The sequence below is a fragment of the Microcystis sp. LE19-10.1B genome (assembly GCF_027530565.1).
Lineage (GTDB): Bacteria > Cyanobacteriota > Cyanobacteriia > Cyanobacteriales > Microcystaceae > Microcystis > Microcystis aeruginosa.
Map to the genome: position 1 here is coordinate 1 of NZ_JAPZQM010000536.1, position 6,122 is coordinate 6,122.

A 6,122-nucleotide genomic window follows, 5' to 3' on the forward strand; every position below is an offset into this window, starting at 1 on the left:
GTCGAGGGAATCAACAATAAACTTAAACTAATAAAACGGAGAGCCTATGGCTTGAGAAACTTTCGGAATTTTTGGGTTAGAAGTATGTTGTCTTGGCATCTTGTATGTTGATTTAGCATAAAGAGTAACGAAGAGCCTAAACAGCGTCTCATTAATGACTGAATAGCTGCCCAAAATTCAGATTGAGAAAGGTCAAGATTACCAGTTTTGGGAAACTTTTCTACCGCTTCAGTTTGATTAGCTAACCAGTGTATCACCTTTTTTTCTGTTGCGGATAAACGCTGTAAATGACATTCGATCGAGTTTTCTATATCCCCTAAATAAATTTCATTGTTCATTTGTTCTAAAAATAAGGATACTTCTCCATCAAATAGCTCAATAATAGTTGAGGAGATGATATTTAACCAGTTAGGATGACCTTGATAAAGTTCCCTCAGTTTCGTCCATTTCTCCTCACTTTTTAAACCGTATTCTTTGAAGATTTCTTCAAATTCTGTTGTTAAACCTTGTAGGTATAAAGTTTTAATTTTATCGGATTTTAAGGTAACAAAATCTCTGGGAAGTTCCCAACTAATTAAAATCAAACAACTTTGATGAGATGTGGTAGCAATTTGCTGAAAAAATTTATGATAATCCTGACAGTCGCTTAAATATTTACCTGCTAATTCCCCCAGTTTAAAAATATTCTGCACATCATCAAGAATAATTAAACAACGATAGGAGCTTAGATAATCTATTATATCAGGTAAGGGGGTTGATAGAGATTGGGCGAAAAACTGTTTTAGATCATCCTTGAGAGCGATTAATTGAGGAATATTTTCCAGACTGCGATAAATAATATAATCAAATTGTGGGGCAATTTCTGAAACTAATTTAAGGGTTAAAGCTGTTTTTCCGATTCCACTTAACCCATAAATAGTAATTAATCGAGTTTTATTATCTAGCCATTCTTTTAAGGTTGATATTTCTAACTTACGTCCATAGTTATACCTTAATTCAGGAGCTTTTGTTAGGTTAATTATTGGGAATTGATGATCATTATCTGGAAAATTTGAAGACTTTTTTAAGTTGTTTTCTGAGTAGGGGTTATTTTCTCTACAGATATTTATATGGTTATTACTAATATTATTACCATGATGGCTAACAAAGTGATAAATAGTAGATGAAGCTTTATTTTCTAAAACAGAACGAACATTAGACTTTTTTATATCTTCTTCAAAAACATCTGATAACAGTTGCCATAACTTCCATGCTTCTTTTTTTATATGGTCATAACTGCGCTGATTATCTTTGGCAATTTTTTCGTAATCTTGATGTTCCCAAATACCCTGTAAGATGGATTCTTGCAAAGAATCAAGATGTTTACCGGTTTTCTCTAATACCTGTTTATCTGTCCATTCTAAAAGGGTTTGAATATCCATATAAGTAAGTGATAGAACTTTTGTATTACTGTTTGGGATAAGGGAACAGATTTTAGTTTTCTCGTTTTTTTATCAGACTAATAATCATTTTACTTCCCTCTTGCAAGAGATCAATGTATTGCCTACGAACATTTTACCCCATAAAGTCGGGAAGGCCAAACTGTCATAGCAAATCCGCCTTAGACAGTAAAGCTTGTAGTCATATTACTCGTAGGGTGCGCCTTTCAATAGCGTAACGCACCAATTTAATAATAGAGGTGGTGCGTTACGGCGAATTATTAATTTTGGTTTTTTGACTAAATTGATAGCCGCCTAACGCACCCTACACTCTACGGACTACTGATTAACTAGAAATTTGGGAAAAGATTAATAAAGGGTTTTTTATTTTTCCAGCGATAGGTATTAAAATCTCGATTATCAATTGATAAGATACGTCCATTTCCTAACTCTTCTGCTAAGATAACTAGGGAGGCATCGGCTAAGTCCATTGGCAGACTTTGATATTGTTTCATAAGGTCTTGAATTCTTTCTAGATGAGTATTTTCAAGGTGAAATAATAGAAATTTTTGGGGATGTCTCTCAAATACGTTCATTAATTTTATTTGTTTTTCAACTCCTGTATAGAGATTTGGAGAACGTTGTAAAAGAAGATGACAACTTTCTGTTAAAACACACCAAGTTGTAATTAGGGGTTGAGAAGAATACTGTGCTAAGGTTTGCTGTGCTATTAGATGATATTGATCTTTATTGTTAAATAAAGCCACCCAGAACCCAGTATCAACGATGATCATATTTAGCTTTTAATCCTTCTTTGAGAACGGATTTATAATTAGTAGAAAGGTCTGATTCTGCACTAATACAACCGATTAATCCAGATTCTTTTAAAATGTCTAGGGTACTTTGAGCTTCAGGGTTTATTTTTGCTGCAATCTCTGGCTTTTTTGCTAAAGAATAGCGTTTTTTTAATAACTCAATAAAATCAATCAGTAAGTTTTGTGCTTCTTCAGGTAATTGGTTAATATCTTGTTGAATTTGTTCTAAGTTAATCATTAATTGTCCTCCGTTAAGGTTTTTAAATAGGCTGCTAATCTTTAAGCGACTGTTTCTGACATTTAACCCTCCTGATTTGTTTCCGACTGTCCCCTGTTACTTAATCGATTAATATTAATGCCAATGCTTGATTAATAATTTTATTTTTATCAATCATAGCTTCAATTTCTTCTGGTTGACATATACCCTCAAAAGCTTCTAATGCCGCTTGTCTTAAAGCTGAAGAATAAGCATCATCTAAGGTTTCTTTTAATTCTTCTATTGTTAGATAATTTCCTCCAGTTTTACGTCGTTGATTAATGCGTTGAATCTGTCGAACAGAATTAGAAATAGAGGTTTCCCATGAGCGTGTACTGCGTTTTTCTGCTTGCTGTTTAATCAGATGTAATAATACAATAATACTAAAGCTAAAAATCTTATTGAGCTTATCATCCTTGCTCATTTCTGTCATTTCCTCTACCAAGATCAAGGCATCGGGAACATTGCCAGCTAGTAATAGATTTTTTAACTCTAATAGTTCTTCCATTTTTTGCTTTTTTTACTGATTAACCTCTTAATTTAGTAATTTGTTCTGCATTTAAATTAACCGAAGTTGCTAGTTATAAGCTTCGCTAGTTCGATCCCCCTAAATCCCCCTTAAAAAGGGGGACTTTGAGTCTGGTTCCCTCCTTAAAAAGGGAGACTTTGAGTCTGTTTCCCTCCTTAAAAAGGGAGACTTTGAGTCTGGTTCCCCCCTTTTCAAGGGGGGCTAGGGGGGATCGAACCTAGAAATCAAATTTAGCCTTGTTTCATGAGCCTTGCCCTCCTTTTTGTCACTAAATCCCACTTTATCCCACAAAAATTATTGTATCAGAAAATCCAAAATGGCCACAAATTCCCACAGACAAAACCAAAGTGAACATCTAGATTGTAAGAATCACTTAGTTTTTGGGATTTTTATCAGGTTATGAACAAGATACTAGCTAATTGTATCAGCTTAGGGATCGGATTGGGTGCGATCGGGGTCGCTTTCCCCGCACAGGCCGCCTCTTTTCAGGGGTTAGGGTTCTTACCGGGTAGTTTCGGTAGCTATGCTTTTGGAGTATCAGCAGATGGGTCTGTTGTTGTTGGTTTCAGCAATGGTGCTAATGGTCAGGAGGCATTTCGTTGGACACAACAGACGGGGATGGTAGGACTAGGGGACTTACCGGGGGGGATTTTCAATAGCGTAGCTAATGGAGTATCAGGGGATGGGTCTGTTGTTATTGGTCAAAGCATTAGTGCTAATGGTACTGAGGCATTTCGTTGGACACAACAGACGGGGATGGTAGGACTAGGAGACTTACCTGGCAGAACTTTCAAGAGCATTGCTAATGGAGTATCAGCAGATGGGTCTGTTGTTGTTGGTAATGGAAGGGGTGCTAATGGTGGTGAGGCATTCCGTTGGACACAAGGGACAGGAATGGTAGGACTAGGGGACTTGTCTGGAGGTGGTGCCTTGAGTGAAGCTTATGGAGTATCAGGGGATGGGTCTGTTGTCGTTGGTAGAAGCACTAATGCTAATTTTGTTGAGGCATTCCGTTGGACACAAGGGACGGGAATGGTAGGACTAGGGGACTTATCTGGGGGTGGTTTCGATAGCCGTGCTGAAGGAGTATCAGTAGATGGGTCTGTTGTTGTTGGTCAAAGCATTAGTGCTAATGGAAAGGAAGCATTCCGTTGGACACAAGGGACGGGAATGGTAGGACTAGGAGACTTATCGGGGGGGAGTTTCTTTAGCGTAGCTTTTGGAGTATCAGGGGATGGGTCTGTTATTGTTGGTTATGGTAGTAGTGCTAATGGTCCAGAGGCATTTATCTGGAATAGTAGCCAAGGAATGCGGAGCCTAAAAGAGGTTTTAAGTAATGATTATGGTTTAAATTTAACGGGTTGGACTTTAAACGATGCGCGTGTAATTTCTGCTGATGGGTTAACGGTTGTGGGTTATGGAACTAACCCCAGTGGTAATATTGAAGCTTGGATTGCTCGTTTAAATCCGCAAAATAATCCATCTGTACCGGAGCCTAGTTCTATATTAGGGTTAGGGCTGTTTTCTTTGGTGGGTTTTTTGAGGAAGAAACGGTCATAATCTAACCTAACTTTGATGGGAAAGTCCATAAATTCCCTATTTTGGGGCATTTCAATCAGTTAGCATCTCAATCATTAGATAAAATGGCATCCTCGAAAGGGGGGCTTTTTTGTTGTTCGGATGTATCGATCGAGCTACAATAAAAGGGACTTCTCTAGGCGAAAATATGGCTACAGGCATCGATATTAGCGAATTTATTGTTGCTAGTCCGGATATTTGTAATGCTCGTCCCCGGATCGCGGGAACTAGAATCACGATTCAAAGTTTAGTCATGGATCATAAAACGGGAATGAGTGCCGAAGCGATCGCTAAGGAATATCCTCAGTTAAGTCTGGCTCAAATTTATAGCGCTCTAGCGTATTATCACGCGAATAAAGAACAGATAGAGGCCGATATCGATGCTTACCGAGCCGATTGTGAAGACTGGGAATCCCGATATCGAGCCGGTGAATTGTAATGAGTCAAATCCGTCTCTACCTTGATGAAGATGCGGGTCAACGCTCGGTCGTGGAAGCTTTGCGGAATCTGCGGTCAGTAAGGTATAGTCATTTCAATTAAAATTGAGAATATTAATCCCAGAGTTCATAAGGGTTTTGTCGGTATAGAGTGTATCAGACTTATCTGAAATGACTATAACTAATGATTTCGTTAGTACCAGAACCTAGTTCTATTTTAGGGTTAGGCCTGTTTTCTTTGGTGGGTTTTTTAATTAAGAAACGGTCATAATCTAACCTGACTTTAATGGGAAAGTCCATAAACTCCCTATTTTTAGTATTTCAATCAGTTAGCATCTCAATCATTAGATAAAAGGGCATCCTCGAAAGGGGGGCTTTTTTGTTGGTGTATAATGGCGATATATTCTGAAGGATTGAGGAATAACCGATGACTCATGCCAGACAAAGTTTATCATCTATCTATGAAGAAGATTATCAGCAATGGCTAGATGAGACAGTTTTATTGTTAAAAAATCGTCAAGTTGATAGTTTAGATTATGAGCATTTAATTGAGGAGTTAGAAGCTTGGGGAAGGGAACAAAAAAATGCGGTTGAGAGTTTAGCAATTCAAATAATACAACATCTTTTATTCTATCAGTATTGGTCAAGCGAACGAGAATATAACGAGCGACATTGGCGAGGTGAATTAATTGGTTTTCGGACTCAATTGGAATTAAGATTAACGACCAATCTCAGAAACCATTTATCTAATCGTCTCGATTATCTTTATGGTAAAGCCAGAAAAATGGCAGAGGTGAAAACGGATTTAAAATTACCATCAGAGAATCCTTATGCTTTAGCTGATATTTTAGACGAAGATTGGATTCCTGAAATTAGTTAAATAATTCTTCAGAAAATTTTAGCTAGGATGGAACCTAGTTTTTTAAGATAATTATTAATTTAAAATCTTGGCTCTTCGGTTTGTGTTATGCAATGGACGGGGATTATAAGGGATGTAACCCTTATATAGAAAGGCATTTAGCGATTTTTGTCAATTGTTTTTTATCTAGAGCGAACTAATCAATTAAGTCTCTTGCCAGATAAGGATTT

General features: G+C 37.2%; 8 protein-coding genes and 1 pseudogene. 5 read left to right on the plus strand and 4 right to left on the minus strand.

Annotated elements, in window-relative coordinates:
- On the plus strand, positions 1–111 hold a 111-nt coding region (locus O9332_RS19320), incomplete at its 5' end, for a transposase (RefSeq protein ID WP_288025593.1).
- A 26-nt stretch (positions 112–137) separates the two neighbouring features.
- Here the strand turns inward: O9332_RS19320 and O9332_RS19325 are convergent.
- The 4 genes and pseudogenes from O9332_RS19325 to O9332_RS19340 form a co-directional block, all read right to left on the minus strand.
- Positions 138–1,421: pseudogene (locus O9332_RS19325) on the minus strand (helix-turn-helix domain-containing protein); the annotation flags it as partial.
- Between the two features lie 347 nt (positions 1,422–1,768).
- The gene (locus O9332_RS19330) at positions 1,769–2,212 is read right to left on the minus strand and encodes a type II toxin-antitoxin system VapC family toxin (protein ID WP_002761104.1); all 444 of its coding nucleotides are present in this window, start codon (positions 2,210–2,212) and stop codon (positions 1,769–1,771) included.
- Positions 2,199–2,471: a hypothetical protein gene (locus O9332_RS19335; RefSeq protein WP_002761103.1), complete on the minus strand. Its 273-nt coding sequence runs from the start codon at positions 2,469–2,471 to the stop codon at positions 2,199–2,201. The genes O9332_RS19330 and O9332_RS19335 overlap by 14 nt, the downstream gene beginning before the upstream one ends.
- A 100-nt stretch (positions 2,472–2,571) precedes the next feature.
- Positions 2,572–2,997: a DUF29 family protein gene (locus tag O9332_RS19340; protein WP_002761102.1), complete on the minus strand. Its 426-nt coding sequence runs from the start codon at positions 2,995–2,997 to the stop codon at positions 2,572–2,574.
- 420 nt (positions 2,998–3,417) lie between these two features.
- On the opposite strand from O9332_RS19340, the gene O9332_RS19345 reads away from it, so the two are divergent.
- From O9332_RS19345 to O9332_RS19355, 4 genes are all read left to right on the plus strand, one after another.
- On the plus strand, positions 3,418–4,578 hold the full coding sequence (locus O9332_RS19345) for a PEP-CTERM sorting domain-containing protein (protein ID WP_288026954.1): 1,161 nt from the start codon (positions 3,418–3,420) through the stop codon (positions 4,576–4,578).
- Positions 4,579–4,744: 166 nt separating this feature from the next.
- The gene (locus tag O9332_RS19350) at positions 4,745–5,035 is read left to right on the plus strand and encodes a DUF433 domain-containing protein (RefSeq protein ID WP_043999245.1); all 291 of its coding nucleotides are present in this window, start codon (positions 4,745–4,747) and stop codon (positions 5,033–5,035) included.
- Positions 5,036–5,217: 182 nt separating this feature from the next.
- Positions 5,218–5,304, plus strand: coding sequence for a PEP-CTERM sorting domain-containing protein (locus O9332_RS28145; protein ID WP_071823541.1), 87 nt, complete (start codon positions 5,218–5,220; stop codon positions 5,302–5,304).
- 156 nt (positions 5,305–5,460) lie between these two features.
- Positions 5,461–5,913, plus strand: a complete 453-nt coding sequence (locus tag O9332_RS19355; protein WP_288026957.1) for a DUF29 domain-containing protein — start codon at positions 5,461–5,463, stop codon at positions 5,911–5,913.
- Positions 5,914–6,122 lie beyond the last annotated feature (209 nt).